This window comes from Streptomyces sp. NBC_00234, assembly GCF_036195325.1.
Classification (GTDB): Bacteria; Actinomycetota; Actinomycetes; order Streptomycetales; family Streptomycetaceae; genus Streptomyces.
Genome location: NZ_CP108101.1, coordinates 5,835,628 through 5,849,345 on the forward strand (window position 1 = coordinate 5,835,628; position 13,718 = coordinate 5,849,345).

14 protein-coding genes are annotated in these 13,718 nt (G+C 69.9%); 13 read left to right on the plus strand and 1 reads right to left on the minus strand.

What is annotated here, in order from left to right; genetic code table 11:
• The first annotated feature begins 175 nt into the window (after nucleotides 1–175).
• From OG230_RS25780 to ffh, 4 genes are all read left to right on the plus strand, one after another.
• Nucleotides 176–1,528 (plus strand): ammonium transporter, encoded by a 1,353-nt coding sequence (locus tag OG230_RS25780; RefSeq protein ID WP_328906091.1) that lies wholly within the window; start codon nucleotides 176–178, stop codon nucleotides 1,526–1,528.
• Entirely contained in the window at nucleotides 1,525–1,863 is a 339-nt protein-coding gene (locus OG230_RS25785; protein WP_328906092.1) for a P-II family nitrogen regulator, read from the plus strand. Before OG230_RS25780 ends, OG230_RS25785 begins: the two co-directional genes overlap by 4 nt.
• Nucleotides 1,864–1,891: 28 nt before the next feature.
• The gene (locus OG230_RS25790) at nucleotides 1,892–4,342 is read left to right on the plus strand and encodes a [protein-PII] uridylyltransferase (RefSeq protein ID WP_328906093.1); all 2,451 of its coding nucleotides are present in this window, start codon (nucleotides 1,892–1,894) and stop codon (nucleotides 4,340–4,342) included.
• Nucleotides 4,343–4,496: 154 nt separating this feature from the next.
• Entirely contained in the window at nucleotides 4,497–6,044 is a 1,548-nt protein-coding gene (ffh, locus tag OG230_RS25795; RefSeq protein ID WP_328906094.1) for a signal recognition particle protein, read from the plus strand.
• Nucleotides 6,045–6,172: 128 nt separating this feature from the next.
• Here the strand turns inward: ffh and OG230_RS25800 are convergent, their stop codons facing one another.
• Nucleotides 6,173–7,042, minus strand: a complete 870-nt coding sequence (locus OG230_RS25800; protein WP_328906095.1) for a methyltransferase domain-containing protein — start codon at nucleotides 7,040–7,042, stop codon at nucleotides 6,173–6,175.
• A gap of 584 nt (nucleotides 7,043–7,626) precedes the next feature.
• Between OG230_RS25800 and OG230_RS25805 the strand changes: the two genes are divergently transcribed.
• The 9 genes from OG230_RS25805 to lepB (OG230_RS25845) all read left to right on the plus strand — a co-directional run bounded on the left by OG230_RS25805 (nucleotide 7,627) and on the right by lepB (OG230_RS25845) (nucleotide 13,701).
• The gene (locus OG230_RS25805) at nucleotides 7,627–8,220 is read left to right on the plus strand and encodes a hypothetical protein (protein ID WP_328906096.1); all 594 of its coding nucleotides are present in this window, start codon (nucleotides 7,627–7,629) and stop codon (nucleotides 8,218–8,220) included.
• 156 nt (nucleotides 8,221–8,376) lie between these two features.
• Entirely contained in the window at nucleotides 8,377–8,817 is a 441-nt protein-coding gene (gene rpsP, locus OG230_RS25810) for a 30S ribosomal protein S16 (RefSeq protein ID WP_328906097.1), read from the plus strand.
• A 2-nt stretch (nucleotides 8,818–8,819) separates the two neighbouring features.
• The gene (locus OG230_RS25815) at nucleotides 8,820–9,059 is read left to right on the plus strand and encodes an RNA-binding protein (RefSeq protein WP_328906098.1); all 240 of its coding nucleotides are present in this window, start codon (nucleotides 8,820–8,822) and stop codon (nucleotides 9,057–9,059) included.
• 87 nt (nucleotides 9,060–9,146) lie between these two features.
• Nucleotides 9,147–9,728, plus strand: coding sequence for a ribosome maturation factor RimM (gene rimM / locus OG230_RS25820; protein WP_328906099.1), 582 nt, complete (start codon nucleotides 9,147–9,149; stop codon nucleotides 9,726–9,728).
• Nucleotides 9,725–10,546 carry a tRNA (guanosine(37)-N1)-methyltransferase TrmD gene (gene trmD, locus OG230_RS25825; RefSeq protein WP_328906100.1) on the plus strand — a complete coding sequence of 274 codons (822 nt, stop codon included), beginning with the start codon at nucleotides 9,725–9,727 and terminating at the stop codon, nucleotides 10,544–10,546. Before rimM ends, trmD begins: the two co-directional genes overlap by 4 nt.
• A 126-nt stretch (nucleotides 10,547–10,672) precedes the next feature.
• Nucleotides 10,673–11,023, plus strand: a complete 351-nt coding sequence (gene rplS, locus OG230_RS25830) for a 50S ribosomal protein L19 (RefSeq protein ID WP_328906101.1) — start codon at nucleotides 10,673–10,675, stop codon at nucleotides 11,021–11,023.
• A 45-nt stretch (nucleotides 11,024–11,068) separates the two neighbouring features.
• Entirely contained in the window at nucleotides 11,069–11,836 is a 768-nt protein-coding gene (gene lepB, locus OG230_RS25835; RefSeq protein WP_328906102.1) for a signal peptidase I, read from the plus strand.
• The gene (lepB, locus tag OG230_RS25840; protein ID WP_328906103.1) at nucleotides 11,829–12,905 is read left to right on the plus strand and encodes a signal peptidase I; all 1,077 of its coding nucleotides are present in this window, start codon (nucleotides 11,829–11,831) and stop codon (nucleotides 12,903–12,905) included. Before lepB (OG230_RS25835) ends, lepB (OG230_RS25840) begins: the two co-directional genes overlap by 8 nt.
• Entirely contained in the window at nucleotides 12,808–13,701 is an 894-nt protein-coding gene (lepB, locus tag OG230_RS25845; RefSeq protein WP_328911534.1) for a signal peptidase I, read from the plus strand. Before lepB (OG230_RS25840) ends, lepB (OG230_RS25845) begins: the two co-directional genes overlap by 98 nt.
• Nucleotides 13,702–13,718 lie beyond the last annotated feature (17 nt).

The window sequence follows — 13,718 nt, forward strand, 5'->3', positions numbered from 1 at the left end:
CTGGTTCATTCGGACGTAACACACCGCGCCTCTTCGTCACTGCGGCGAAACACCGTGCAGCATCTGCGGAAACGGCGCTGGGTCAATCTCATGGCGCATAACCGGCCCGCACCTTTTCCCCAGTGGCCCCGCAATCTCGCCCGCACGCGGCCGCACCGACGACGAGGAGACGCCGATGCCCCCAGGCATCACGACGCTTGCCGCAGACGCCCCTGAGCTGTCTGCCGCCAATACCGGGTTCATGCTCATCTGCTCGGCTCTGGTGATGCTCATGACCCCGGCCCTGGCCTTCTTCTACGGAGGCATGGTCCGCGTCAAGAGCACCCTCAACATGCTGATGATGAGCTTCATCAGCCTCGGGATCGTCACGATCCTGTGGGTGCTCTACGGATTCAGCATGGCGTTCGGCGCCGACATCGGCTCGGTCGTCGGCTGGACCTCGGACTACGTCGGACTCAGCGGGATCGGCGTCACCGAACTCTGGGACGGCTACACCATCCCGGTCTACGTCTTCGCCGTCTTCCAGCTGATGTTCGCCATCCTCACCCCGGCCCTGATCAGCGGCGCGCTCGCCGACCGGGTCAAGTTCACCTCCTGGGCCCTGTTCATCACGCTCTGGGTCACCGTCGTCTACTTCCCGGTCGCGCACTGGGTCTGGGGCGCGGGCGGCTGGCTCTTCGAGATGGGCGTCATCGACTTCGCCGGTGGTACGGCCGTCCACATCAACGCGGGTGCCGCGGCGCTCGGCGTGATCCTCGTCATCGGTAAGCGCATCGGCTTCAAGAAGGACCCGATGCGGCCGCACAGCCTGCCGCTCGTCATGCTCGGTGCCGGTCTCCTCTGGTTCGGCTGGTTCGGCTTCAACGCCGGCTCGTGGCTGGGCAACGACGACGGCGTCGGCGCGGTCATGTTCGTCAACACGCAGGTGGCCACCGCCGCCGCGATGCTCGCCTGGCTCGGTTACGAGAAGCTCCGCCACGGCTCCTTCACCACGCTGGGCGCAGCCTCCGGTGCCGTCGCCGGCCTCGTCGCCATCACCCCGTCCGGTGGTGCGGTCAGCCCGCTCGGTGCCATCGCCGTCGGTGCCATCGCCGGTGTCCTGTGCGCCATGGCGGTCGGCCTGAAGTACAAGTTCGGCTACGACGACTCCCTGGACGTCGTCGGTGTCCACCTCGTCGGCGGTGTCGCGGGATCCCTGCTCGTCGGCTTCTTCGCCACGGGTGGTGTCCAGTCCGACGCCAAGGGCCTCTTCTACGGCGGCGGCCTCGACCAGCTCGGCAAGCAGGCCGTCGGAGTCGTCGCGGTCCTGGCGTACTCTCTGGTCGTCTCCGCGCTCCTCGCCTTCCTGCTGGACAAGACGATCGGGATGCGGGTTCCCGAGGACGACGAGATCTCCGGTATCGACCAGGTCGAACACGCCGAGACCGCATACGACTTCAGCGGCGCCGGAGGCGGCGCGGCCCCGCGCACCTCGGCAGCGGTCCAGGACACGAAGGCAGCAGCGAAGACGAAGAAGGTGGACGCATGAAGCTCATCACCGCGGTCGTGAAGCCGCACCGGCTCGACGAGATCAAGGAGGCCCTGCAGGCGTTCGGCATCCAGGGACTCACGGTCACGGAGGCCAGCGGCTACGGGCGTCAGCGCGGCCACACCGAGGTCTACCGCGGTGCCGAGTACACCGTCGATCTCGTACCGAAGATCCGTATCGAGGTCCTCGTCGAGGACGAGGACGCCGAACAGCTCATCGACGTCGTCGTCAAGGCCGCCCGCACCGGCAAGATCGGTGACGGCAAGGTCTGGAGCGTGCCGGTCGAGACCGCGATCCGCGTACGGACCGGGGAACGCGGCCCCGACGCGCTCTGAGCGTTCCGCACAACCGAAAGGCAGCTGGGTGACGAGCACTGAAGCGACCACCGAATCCGAAGCATCGGGACCCAGCGGCTACGCGGCGGCCCGGCTGCGCCTCCTCCAGGAGAAGGCGCAGTCCGGGCCGCCGCGCCGTGCTGCCCTCGCCGCGCTGACCGACGACTGGCTGAGCACGCTCTTCGCCACCGCGGCGGAGGAGGCGGGCGTCCGGGGCGCCGCCCTCGTGGCCGTCGGCGGTTACGGCCGCGGCGAGCTCTCCCCGCGCAGCGACCTCGACCTGCTGCTCCTGCACGACGGCAGCGCCGACGCCGGAGCGATCGCCACCCTCGCCGACCGTGTCTGGTACCCCGTCTGGGACCTCGGTCTCGCCCTCGACCACTCCGTACGCACCCCCGCAGAGGCCCGGAAGACGGCCGGCGAGGACCTCAAGGTCCAGCTCGGACTGCTCGACGCGAGGCCCGTCGCCGGAGACCTCGGCCTCGCCGCCGGACTGCGCACCGCGATCCTCGCCGACTGGCGCAACCAGGCCCCCAAGCGCCTGCCCGCCCTGGACGAGCTGTGCCGCGAGCGGGCCGAGCGCATGGGCGAGCTCCAGTTCCTCCTGGAACCCGACCTGAAGGAAGCCCGCGGCGGTCTGCGCGACGCCACCGCCCTGCGCGCCGTCGCCGCGTCCTGGGTCGCCGACGCCCCGCGCGAAGGGCTCTCCGAAGCCCGCCGGATCCTCCTCGACGCCCGCGACGCCCTCCACCTCACCACCGGCCGCGCCACCGACCGGCTCGCCCTCCAGGAACAGGACCAGGTCGCCACCGAGCTGGGCCTCCTGGACGCCGACGCCCTGCTCCGGCAGGTCTACGAGGCCGCCCGCACCGTCTCGTACGCCACCGACGTCACCTGGCGCGAGGTCAACCGGGTGCTGCGCGCCCGCTCCGTCCGGCCCCGGCTGCGCGCGATGCTGGGCGGCGGCAAGCCCGTACCCGACCGCACCCCGCTCGCCGACGGGGTCGTGGAGGCGGACGGCGAAGTCGTCCTCGCCCGCACCGTACGTCCCGAGCGGGACCCCGTCCTCACCCTCCGGGCCGCCGCAGCAGCCGCGGAGTCCGGGCTGCCGCTCTCCCGCCATCTCGTACGCCACCTCGCGAGCGCCGCCCGCCCGCTGTCCGTGCCGTGGCCCGCCGAGGCCCGCGAGGAGCTGGTCACCCTCCTCGGGGCCGGCGAGGCCACCGTGGGGGTCTGGGAGGCACTCGAAGCGGAAGGGATCATCACCCGGCTCCTGCCGGACTGGGAGCGGGTGCACTGCCGCCCGCAGCGCAACCCCGTCCACACCTGGACCGTCGACCGCCATCTCGTCGAGACCGCCGTCCGCGCCGCCACCCTCACCCGCCGCGTCGGACGCCCCGACCTCCTCCTCGTCGCCGCGCTGCTCCACGACATCGGCAAGGGCTGGCCCGGCGACCACTCCGTCGCGGGGGAGGTCATCGCCCGCGACATGGCGGGCCGCATCGGCTTCGACAAGCACGACGTGGGCGTCATCGCCACCCTCGTACGCCACCATCTGCTGCTCATCGAGACCGCCACCCGGCGCGACCTCGACGACCCGGCGACGGTCCGTTCCGTCGCCACCGCGGTCGGTACCGCCTCCACCCTGGAGCTCCTGCACGCCCTCACCGAGGCCGACGCCCTCGCGACCGGCCCCGCCGCCTGGAGCACCTGGCGCGCCTCGCTCGTCACCGACCTCGTCGGACGCGTCGCCGCCGTACTCGCCGGAGAGGCCCCGCCGGAACAGGAACCGGCCGCGCCGGGCGCCGAACACGAACGCCTCGCCATCGAAGCCCTGCGCACCGGCGAACCCGTCCTCGCCCTGCGCGCCCAGACCGAGACCCCGGACGAGGACGGCGAACCGGAACCGGTCGGTGTCGAACTTCTCATCGCCCTGCCCGACCGCCCCGGCGTCCTGCCCGCGGCGGCCGGAGTTCTCGCGCTGCACCGCCTCACGGTCCGCGCCGCCGATCTGCGCGCCGTCGAGCTCCCCACCGAGCTGGGCGAGAGCGCCGATCTGCTGCTGCTCAGCTGGCGGGTCGCCGCCGAGTACGGATCGCTCCCGCAGGCCGCCCGGCTCCGTGCCGACCTCGTACGCGCCCTGGACGGCTCGCTGGACATCCGGGCCCGTCTCGCCGAACGCGAAGCCGCCTATCCCCGCCGGCGCGGGGTGAAGGCCCCGCCGCCCCGGGTGACCGTCGCCGCGGCGGGTTCCCAGGTCGCCACGGTGATCGAGGTCCGGGCCCAGGACGCCCCGGGGCTGCTGCACCGGATCGGCCGGGCCCTGGAGCAGAGCGCCGTACGGGTGCGCAGCGCCCACGTCTCGACGCTCGGGGCGAACGCGGTGGACGCGTTCTATGTCACGGGACCGGACGGCGAACCGCTCTCCGACGTACGGGCGGCGGAGGTCGCCCGGGAGCTGGAGAAGGCGCTCGGCTGAGGCTCCTCACGCACCTGCCGACCCGTCCACGACAGTGTGGACCGGCCCTCGTCCGTCACGAGAAACGGGCGAGGGCTTTGCGTTCTCCGGTGGCCGGATACCCTGGAGGGCGACTGACCTGCCCCGCCCCCGACCCTGAGGACCGACGAGCGCCGTGTTCGATACTCTCTCCGACCGCCTTGCCGCGACTTTCAAGAACCTCAGGGGTAAGGGCCGCTTGTCCGAGGCGGACATCGACGCCACGGCTCGCGAGATCCGTATCGCCCTGCTGGAAGCCGATGTCGCGCTCCCCGTGGTCCGTGCCTTCATCGCCAAGGTCAAGGAGCGGGCGCGCGGCGCCGAGGTCTCCCAGGCCCTGAATCCGGCCCAGCAGGTCGTCAAGATCGTCAACGAGGAGCTCGTCGGCATCCTCGGCGGCGAGACCCGGCGCCTGCGGTTCGCGAAGAACCCGCCCACCGTGATCATGCTGGCGGGTCTCCAGGGTGCCGGTAAGACGACCCTCGCCGGAAAGCTCGGTCTCTGGCTCAAGGGCCAGGGCCACTCCCCGCTGCTCGTCGCCTGTGACCTCCAGCGTCCCAACGCCGTCAATCAGCTCAGCGTCGTCGCCGACCGCGCCGGAGTCGCGGTGTACGCGCCGGAGCCGGGCAACGGCGTCGGTGACCCGGTCCAGGTCGCCAAGGACTCCATCGAGCACGCCCGCTCCAAGCAGTACGACGTGGTCATCGTCGACACCGCGGGCCGCCTCGGTATCGACCAGGAGCTGATGCAGCAGGCCGCGGACATCCGCGACGCCGTCAGCCCCGACGAGATCCTCTTCGTCGTCGACGCGATGATCGGCCAGGACGCGGTCAACACCGCCGAGGCGTTCCGCGACGGCGTCGGCTTCGACGGTGTGGTCCTCTCCAAGCTCGACGGTGACGCCCGTGGTGGCGCCGCCCTGTCGATTGCCCATGTCACGGGCAAGCAGGTCATGTTCGCGTCGAACGGCGAGAAGCTCGAGGACTTCGACGCCTTCCACCCGGACCGGATGGCCTCCCGCATTCTCGACATGGGTGACCTGCTCACCCTGATCGAGCAGGCGGAGAAGACCTTCAGCCAGGAGGAGGCCGCTCAAATGGCCTCCAAGCTGGCGTCGAGCAAGGGCAAGGACTTCACGCTCGACGACTTCCTGGCGCAGATGGAGCAGGTCAGGAAGATGGGCTCCATCTCCAAGCTGCTCGGGATGCTGCCCGGCATGGGGCAGATCAAGGACCAGATCAACAACATCGACGAGCGCGACGTGGACCGCACGGCCGCGATCATCAAGTCGATGACGCCGAAGGAACGCCAGGAACCGACGATCATCAACGGTTCGCGCAGGGCCCGTATCGCCAAGGGCTCCGGTGTCGAGGTCTCCGCCGTGAAGAACCTGGTGGAGCGGTTCTTCGAGGCCCGCAAGATGATGTCGAAGATGGCGCAGGGCGGCGGCATGCCCGGGATGCCGGGGATGCCGGGCATGGGTGGCGGCCCCGGCCGTCAGAAGAAGCAGGTCAAGCAGGCCAAGGGCAAGCGCAAGAGCGGTAACCCGATGAAGCGCAAGGCCGAGGAGCAGGCCGAGGCGGCCCGTCGCGAGCAGGCGGCGCAGGGCGGCGCCTTCGGTGTGCCGGCCCAGGAGGACAAGAACTTCGAGCTGCCGGACGAGTTCAAGAAGTTCATGGGCTGATCGCCGAACGACCACGTGTAAGGGGCGTCCTCTCTGGGAGGGCGCCCCTTACGCATGCCCCCGGGAGGTCCGTTACGGCCGCTCGGCGTCCAAGCAGCCGCCCTCCTCACGCCTACTCCCCGGAGGGGTCAGGAGACGCACACCAGGTAACGGAACACGTTCGGCATCCACACGGTGCCGTCCGGACGACGGTGCGGATGCAGCGCCTCCGCGACCTCCTTCTCCACCTGGGACCGGTCCGTCGCCCGAACGGCGGAGTCGAACAGCCCCGTCGACAGCAGGCCGCGGACCGCACTGTCCATATCGGCGTACCCGAAGGGGCAGGACACCCGGCCCGAACCGTCCGGCTTCAGCCCGGCCCGTGCCGCCACGTCCTCCAGATCGTCCCGGCGGGCCGCCCGCAGCCCCGCGGACCGCGGCGCGCGCGCCGACTCCGCGAGCCGGGCGGCCACGCGCAGCACCGGTGCGGTGGCACAGCGCTCGGGCGGCCCCCAGCCGGTCAGGACCACGGTGGCACCCCGCACCGCCAGCGGAACGGTCGATTCCAGCGCGGGCGAGAGCCCCTCGGAATCACCGGCCACACAGCCGATCGGGTTGAACGCCGTCACGAGGTTGTACGGGGCCCCGCCCGCCGCAGCGGCGGCCGAGGGGCCACCGGCGAAGAGCCGCGGCTGCTCCGTGGGAGGCCGCTCGGGGCTGTTGTCCCAGCCCGGATCGGGCAGGAGGCGCTCGCGGGCCAGCGCGAGCCGTTCACGGTCGGTGTCGACGCCTGTGACGCGCGCGCCGCGGGCAGCCGCGATCAGGAGCGCCAGCCCGGAACCGCAGCCGATGGAGAGCATGCGCGTGGCGGCCCCGACTTCGAGCCGCTGGTACACGGCTTCGTACAGCGGTGCCAGCATCCGCTCCTGGATCTCGGCCCAGTCGCGGGCACGGGTACCGGCGTCCACCGGGGCGGACGAGTCCGCATACCTGTGGTGCCGGACGAGCGTTGGTGTCATGAAAAGCGCCCCAATCCGCCAAGAGGTCGGTCATGCCCGAGTGGACGGCCCCCCATGTGCGTACGCCCGCAGTCCCCCCGTATGTCAGAGAACTCCGCATCCGCGGTCTCGTCCAGGGGTTGAATGGCAATGCTTGTGAGCCCGGGTCGTGCGCCCCCGCCGACCAGCGGCTTCGGCGGACGGATCCACACGACTTCGGGCCCTGCGGGCTCCTGCTCTTCTGACCCCAGTCTTACCCGACACGCGGGCCGGAGCACGTCGAGCACCAGGAACCCCGTGCCGGCGGGGCCGTGGGCAGGTGCGGCCCGGTTTCCGGGGCGTACGGAACGCCGGGTAGTGTCGCTCTCGTCCCGGCCTCCGCCGGCGCACCCGGGGAGCCCGTCAGGACCCCCGCGCCGCTCCCGTGACTACGCGCCGGGCGTACGAGGCGCTACGTACCACCTTGGTGCGAGCTGTGAGGCTTCTCCGCAGATCTGCGCACCCGCCCTCGTCCGGACGCATCAATGGCAACTGACTGGTACGTGCAAATTATTTGGGATGCCCCGGAATAGGAACACCGGGGCACTCAGGCTCGTTGTCACGACGTGAGCACGACACCACCTGTACTTGCCGCAGAGCTGGCGCAGGCGTGGGCCGATATTCAGCGGTACCACCCCGAGCTGCCCGATCTTGCCGCGCCCGAGTCCCTGATCGGAGAGTCGTCGTCCGCCTGTGGCGCCGAGCTCTCCTTCGAGCGACTGCTGCATGAGGCAGTCCATGGCATCGCCGCCGCGCGAGGGGTCCGAGACACCTCGCGCGCCGGCCGCTACCACAACCGACGATTCCTCGCGATCGCCGAGGAGTTGGGCCTCGATCATGCCGAGGAACCCCATCCCAGCAGCGGATTCTCGCTGGTCACCCTGAACCCGGAGGCCAAGCGGAGGTACCGACCGACCATCGAACGGCTGCAGCGGGCCCTCAAGGCGCACACCGTCGCCACGGCGGCCGACACCAAGCGTTCCTTCCGCGGGCCGGCCGCACGGCACGGCTCCTCCGGAGGCGGCGTGCGGGTCAAGGCCGTCTGCGACTGCGGGCGCAACGTGCGCGTGGTTCCGTCGGTCCTCGCGCAGGCCCCCATCGTCTGCGGTGGATGCGGAAAGCCGTTCCGGATTCCGGAAGCGGCGGTCGCGGTGAGGTGACCCGACGCGGTGTGGCACAATGGACAGCTGTACTCGACAGTCGCATAGGACCCCTCTCTCCTCCGACTGACGCGTCCGTCGGGCACGCGAGTACCGCAACCCCACGTGGCATCTTCGTTGTGCCCAACCACGTCAAGACCAGGAGACACCACTTCCGTGGCAGTCAAGATCAAGCTGAAGCGTCTGGGCAAGATCCGTTCGCCTCACTACCGCATCGTCGTCGCCGACTCCCGTACCCGCCGTGATGGTCGGGCCATCGAGGAGATCGGCCTGTACCACCCGGTGCAGAACCCCTCGCGCATCGAGGTCAACGCAGAGCGCGCGCAGTACTGGCTGTCCGTCGGCGCCCAGCCGACCGAGCCGGTTCTCGCGATCCTGAAGCTCACCGGTGACTGGCAGGCCCACAAGGGCCTTCCGGCCCCGGCGCCGCTGCTGCAGCCGGAGCCCAAGCCCGACAAGCGCGCCCTGTTCGAGGCTCTCACCACGGACGGCGACGAGGCCAAGGGTGAGGCCATCACCCAGAAGTCCAAGAAGGCCGACAAGAAGGCGGACGAGGCGGCTGACGCTGCTGCGCCCACCGAGTCGACCGAGGCCTGAGCATGCTCGAGGAGGCTCTCGAGCACCTCGTGAAGGGCATCGTGGACAATCCCGACGATGTGCAGGTTGCCTCGCGCACCCTGCGCCGTGGACGCGTGCTGGAGGTCCGGGTTCACCCGGACGATCTCGGCAAGGTGATCGGTCGTAACGGCCGCACCGCTCGCGCTCTGCGTACCGTCGTGGGTGCCATCGGCGGCCGGGGCATTCGCGTTGACCTCGTCGACGTGGATCAGGCTCGCTGAAAGAGTTGAACACCGGCCAGGGCCGGGGAGGGCTTTCGAGCCGTCCCCGGCCTTTGTCGTCCGTAAACGATCACCAGGAGAAGTAGCGTGCAGTTGGTAGTCGCACGGATCGGCCGTGCCCATGGCATCAAGGGCGAGGTCACCGTCGAGGTACGCACGGACGAGCCCGAGGTGCGGCTCGGCCCCGGTGCCGTCCTGGCCACCGAACCCGCCGAGACGGGACCGCTGACTATCGAGACCGGCAGGGTCCACAGCGGCAGGCTGCTGCTCCGTTTCGAGGGCGTACGGGACCGTACGGGCGCCGAGGCCCTCCGTAACACCCTGCTGATCGCCGAGGTGGACCCGGACGAGCTTCCGGAGGACCCCGAGGAGTTCTACGACCACCAGCTCATGGACCTCGACGTGGTCCTGGCCGACGGCACCGAGATCGGCCGGATCACCGAGATCACCCACCTGCCCTCCCAGGACCTGTTCATCGTGGAGCGCCCCGACGGCAGCGAGGTGATGATCCCCTTCGTCGAGGAGATCGTCAGCGAGATCGACCTGGAGGAGCAGCGCGCGGTCATCACCCCGCCTCCCGGGCTGATCGACGAGAACGAGGCCGTGATCGCCACCTCGCGCGACGAGGAGGGCGAGGAGTCCGCCCCGTCCGGGGACGAGTCCCGATGAGGCTCGACGTCGTCACGATCTTCCCCGAGTACCTGGAACCGCTGAACGTCTCGCTCGTCGGCAAGGCACGCGCCGGCGGCCGGCTCGACGTGCGCGTCCACGACCTGCGGGACTGGACCTACGACCGGCACAACACGGTCGACGACACCCCCTACGGCGGTGGCCCGGGCATGGTCATGAAGACCGGCCCCTGGGGCGACTGCCTGGACGAGACGCTGGCCGACGGCTACGAGTCCGGGGCGCACTCGCCGGTGATCGTGGTGCCCACGCCCAGTGGCAGGCCCTTCACCCAGGAACTGGCCGTCGAGCTCTCCGAGCAGCCGTGGCTGATCTTCACGCCTGCCCGGTACGAGGGCATCGACCGCCGGGTGATGGACGAGTACGCCACGCGAATGCCGGTCATCGAGGTGTCCATCGGGGATTACGTCCTGGCCGGCGGGGAAGCCGCCGTACTGGTCATCACGGAGGCCGTGGCGCGGCTGCTGCCCGGGGTGCTCGGCAACGCCGAATCGCACCGCGACGACTCCTTCGCCCCGGGTGCCATGGCCAATCTGCTGGAGGGCCCCGTCTACACCAAGCCCCCCGAGTGGCGGGGTCGCGGGATTCCGGATGTCCTGCTCAGCGGTCACCACGGCAGGATCGCCCGCTGGCGCAGGGACGAAGCCTTCCGCCGTACCGCACTCAACAGGCCCGACCTGATTGAGCGTTGCGAGGCATCGGGCTTCGACAAGAAGGACCGGGAGATGCTCTCCATCCTCGGCTGGTCCCCGGAGCCCGGCGGCCGATTTTGGCGCAGGCCCGAGGCCGTGGAAGAATAACCCTGCTGTACGTCCGGTGTGCGCCCCTGCCACAGGGGGAACGACGCCCGCCCGACGCGATCAGCACCCCGAATCTTCCCTCTCTCCCGTCGATGACCTGTGGCATCGGCGAAGAAAGCAGACAAAATGTCTCATCTGCTCGATGGCGTCAACGCCGCTTCGCTGCGTTCCGACGTTCCGGCCTTCCGCGCCGGTGACACCATCAACGTCCACGTGCGCGTGATCGAGGGCAACCGCTCCCGTATCCAGCAGTTCAAGGGCGTTGTCATCCGTCGCCAGGGCGCGGGCGTCAGCGAGACCTTCACGGTCCGCAAGGTCTCCTTCAGCGTCGGCGTCGAGCGTACGTTCCCGGTGCACAGCCCGATCTTCGAGAAGATCGAGCTCGTCACCCGCGGTGACGTCCGTCGCGCCAAGCTCTACTACCTCCGTGAGCTCCGCGGCAAGGCCGCGAAGATCAAGGAGAAGCGCGACAACTGAGCTGACTCCGAAGTCCACAGCGGGGCCGGATAAGCTTCGGCCCCGATGGACACGGACACACAGCACACGGAGCGCGATCGCTCCTCCGGACCCGCAGAAGGGCCGGAGGAGGGGTCGCGCTTCTCGCGTATCCCGGGCCGGATCGCCGCGATGTCCTGGAGGCGGGCCGCTTACGTCGGAGCCGCACTCACCGTCGTGCTGCTGCTGTTCAGCAACTTCGTGGTGCAGCCCTTCCTCATCCCCAGCGGCTCGATGGAGCCCACGCTGCGGGTCGGGGACCGGGTCCTCGTCAACAAACTGGCGTACCGTTTCGGCTCCGAGCCGCTCCGCGGCGACGTGGTGGTCTTCGACGGCACCGGCTCCTTCGTGCAGGAGACGTCCGGGGACCACCCCCTCGCCGCCCTGCTGCACGGCGCCGCCGCGTCCCTCGGTCTGGCCGAACCCGCCGAGACCGACTTCGTGAAGCGGGTGGTGGGTGTGGGCGGCGACCGAGTGGTCTGCTGCGACCGGCGGGGGAGGCTCACAGTGAACGGCCGGTCCGTGGACGAGGAGTACCTCCACCGGGGCGACGAACCGTCCGCCGTGGCGTTCGACATCGTCGTGCCGCAGGGCACCCTGTGGATGATGGGCGACCACCGCAGCAATTCGAGCGACTCCCGTGAGCACCTGGGGCAGCCCGGCGGCGGCATGGTCCCCGTCGACATGGTGATCGGACGGGTGGACTGGCTCGGCTGGCCGCTGGGCCGGCTGGGCTCCGTGCCCGGCACCGGCGCCTTCGCCGGCGTAACCGCACCGGGCGGAGCCCATGGGTAACCGGGGGCGTCCGCGCGGAGTACCGGACGAGGACGTCCTGCTGCCGACCGGGAGCAGGCCGACCGGCCGCCGCTCGCTGCCGACCCGGGCCGAGCGCCGCAAGCTGGCCCGCAAGGTCAAACGGCGCCGTCGCAGGTCCGCGGTGAAGGAGATTCCCCTCCTCGTCCTCGTGGCGCTGCTGATCGCGCTGGTCCTCAAGACCTTCCTGGTGCAGGCGTTCGTGATTCCGTCCGGCTCGATGGAACAGACCATCCGGATCGGCGACCGGGTGCTGGTGGACAAGCTCACGCCGTGGTTCGGATCGAAGCCGCAACGCGGCGACGTCGTCGTCTTCAAGGACCCGGGCGGCTGGCTCCAGCAGGAGCAGGCCGGCCAGGAGAAGGATCCGCCCCCCGGCATCAAACAGGCCGAGGAGCTGCTCACCTTTATCGGGCTGCTGCCTTCCGACGACGAGCAGGACCTGATCAAGCGGGTGGTGGCCGTCGGGGGCGACACCGTGAAGTGCTGTGGCGACGACGGCCGGCTCACGGTCAACGGCGTACCGCTCAGCGAGGGGTATCTGCATCCCGCCGACAGGCCGTCGACTCTCAAATTCGAGGTAAAGGTTCCGGCGGGCCGCATCTTCGTGATGGGTGACCACCGGTCCAATTCCGCCGACTCGCGTTTCCATCTCGACGAGCCGGAGAAGGGCACGGTTTCCGAGGACCAGGTCGTGGGGCGGGCCGTCGTGATCGCCTGGCCCTTCGGCCACTGGCGCACGCTGGAGGAACGGGAGACGTACGCCTCGGTCCCGGCCCCGGGCGCGGGGACGGCGGCTGCGCCCAGTGGGTCGAATAGTGTGTCCTCCCAGGATCGATACGGAATGGTCCGGCTCCCGACCCCTGCGGAACTCCCGCTCGTTATGGGAGTGGTGGGCCTGCACCGGATAGGGCGCGGGCGGTGGCACGGATTGAGGAGTGGATGTGGGGGATTTGGCGGTCGGCGCACGATCCGGACACGACGAACCCGAGGACCGGCCGGAGAGCGCCGGGTCTCACGGAGAGACGTCGGCGGACCGGACGGAGAGTGACGGCGACTCCCCGGACAGCGGTGGTACGGCTCAGAAGAAGCAGCGTTCCTTCTGGAAGGAGCTGCCGCTCCTGATCGGTATCGCGCTGATTCTCGCTCTGCTGATCAAGACGTTCCTGGTACAGGCGTTCTCGATTCCCTCCGACTCCATGCAGGACACGCTGCAGCGCGGCGACCGGGTGCTGGTCGACAAGCTGACCCCGTGGTTCGGCTCGGAGCCGGAGCGCGGCGAGGTCGTGGTCTTCCACGACCCGGGCGGCTGGCTGGAGGACACGGCGACGCCCGAGCCCAACGTGGTGCAGAAGTTCCTCAGCTTCATCGGACTGATGCCGTCCGCCGAGGAGAAGGACCTGATCAAGCGGGTCATCGCGATCGGCGGCGACACGGTGGAGTGCAAGAAGAACGGGCCGGTGACCGTCAACGGCAAGGCTCTGGACGAGAAGTCGTTCATCTTCCCCGGGGACACCCCGTGCAATGACGAGCCGTTCGGGCCGATCAACGTGCCCGAGGGCCGTATCTGGGTGATGGGCGACCACCGCAGCAACTCGCTGGACTCCCGTTACCACCAGGAGCTGCCCGGTCAGGGCACGGTCTCCACGGACGAGGTCGTCGGCAGGGCCGTCGTCGTCGCCTGGCCGATCAACCGCTGGGCGACGCTGCCGGTCCCCAGCACCTTCGACCAGCCCGGGCTGAACGCGGCGGCTGCCATGGCGCCGGGTGCACTGGGTGTAGCCGGAGCGCTGCCCCTCGTGTTGTGGCGCCGCCGGAGGCTGACCAGCGGGCGTACCGCCGGGTAGGGTGCCGACTCGGATCA

Bases quoted from the DNA above. Each gene is read 5' to 3' on its own strand.
- OG230_RS25780 (WP_328906091.1), top strand. From the start codon at position 176: ATGCCCCCAGGCATCACGACGCTTGCCGCAGACGCCCCTGAGCTGTCT.
- OG230_RS25785 (WP_328906092.1), top strand. From the start codon at position 1,525: ATGAAGCTCATCACCGCGGTCGTGAAGCCGCACCGGCTCGACGAGATC.
- OG230_RS25800 (WP_328906095.1), bottom strand. From the start codon at position 7,042: ATGACACCAACGCTCGTCCGGCACCACAGGTATGCGGACTCGTCCGCC.
- OG230_RS25815 (WP_328906098.1), top strand. From the start codon at position 8,820: ATGCTCGAGGAGGCTCTCGAGCACCTCGTGAAGGGCATCGTGGACAAT.
- trmD (WP_328906100.1), top strand. From the start codon at position 9,725: ATGAGGCTCGACGTCGTCACGATCTTCCCCGAGTACCTGGAACCGCTG.
- rplS (WP_328906101.1), top strand. From the start codon at position 10,673: ATGTCTCATCTGCTCGATGGCGTCAACGCCGCTTCGCTGCGTTCCGAC.
- lepB (WP_328906102.1), top strand. From the start codon at position 11,069: ATGGACACGGACACACAGCACACGGAGCGCGATCGCTCCTCCGGACCC.
- lepB (WP_328906103.1), top strand. From the start codon at position 11,829: ATGGGTAACCGGGGGCGTCCGCGCGGAGTACCGGACGAGGACGTCCTG.